The sequence below is a fragment of the Pseudoxanthomonas sp. LjRoot204_2 genome, from assembly GCF_056175765.1.
In genome coordinates, this window is record NZ_JBGFFG010000659.1 from 1 (window position 1) to 1,321 (window position 1,321).

Annotated in this window: 1 protein-coding gene; it reads right to left on the reverse strand. The window is 64.5% G+C overall.

The window, feature by feature from the left end:
• Positions 1–1,213 (reverse strand): LON peptidase substrate-binding domain-containing protein (locus tag AC04L7_RS18860; protein ID WP_475513724.1); only part of this gene is annotated, 1,213 nt, incomplete at its 3' end.
• Positions 1,214–1,321: the final 108 nt, after the last annotated feature.

Consider the following 1,321-nt stretch of genomic DNA (forward strand, 5'->3'; position numbering starts at 1 on the left):
GCATCGAGCCGACATAGGTACGACGATGGCCCCGGATTTCGGCTTCGTCGCGCACGCCGCCCAGCGACATGCGGACGAATTTGCGGTTCGTCGCCTTGGCGATGCTCTGGCCCAGCGACGTCTTGCCGACGCCGGGCGGTCCAACCAGGCACAGGATCGGACCGCGCAGCTTCTTCACGCGCGACTGCACCGCGAGGTACTCGAGGATGCGTTCCTTGACCTTCTCCAAGCCGTAGTGATCGGCGTCCAGCGTATCCTGCGCGACCTTGAGGTCCTTGCGGACCTTGGTGCGCTTGTTCCACGGCACGCCAAGCAGCCAGTCCAGGTAGTTGCGAACCACGGCGGCTTCGGCCGACATCGGCGACATTTGCTTGAGCTTGTTGAGCTCGTTGCGCGCCTTCGTCTCGACGGGCTTGGGCATGCCCGCTTCCGCGATCTTGCGAGCCAGTTCCTCCAGCTCGTTGGGCGCCTCGTCGAGCTCGCCCAATTCCTTCTGGATGGCCTTCATCTGCTCGTTGAGGTAGTACTCGCGCTGGCTCTTCTCCATCTGCGACTTCACGCGGCCGCGGATGCGCTTCTCCAGCTGCTGAACATCGATCTCGCCATCGACGAACCCGACCAGCAGCTCCAGCCGCTCGCCCACCTCGACCGTTTCGAGCAGGCGCTGCTTGTCGCTCAAGCGCACACCGAGGTGCGCCGAGATGGTATCGGCCAGGCGACTGGGCTCATCGATGCCCGCCAGCGTCTGCAGCAGTTCGGGCGGCAGCTTGCGGTTGGTCTTGACGTACTGCTCGAACAGGCCCATCAGTGATCGCGCCACGGCCTCGATCTCGCGCGGCTCACGGGCGTCGGTGGAATCGATCTCTTCGCCCTGTCCGTACAACGAACCATCGCGCTCGACGACGTTCGACACGCTGACGCGCGCGGTGCCCTCGACCAGCACCTTGATGGTGCCATCCGGCAGCTTCAACAGTTGGAGCACCTGCGCGAGCGTGCCGACCGTGTAGAGGTCAGCGGCGGCCGGGTCATCGGTTTCGGCGGACTTCTGCGCCAGCAGGATGATCCGCTTGTCGGCTTCCATGGCCTGCTCGAGCGCACGCATGGACTTGTCGCGACCGACGAACAGCGGGATGACCATATGCGGAAACACCACGACGTCGCGTAATGGCAGGACCGGCAGGTCGAGGATTTCGGAGGGGGAACGACGGGGCATGGGGGCTCCAGCGAGGTGCGGAATGCAGGGGTGCGAAGGCACCAATGGGCCCGTTATGGGGCCATCGCCTGAGGGATGCAAGAGCGTCGCCAAAACCCGAGGGAAACC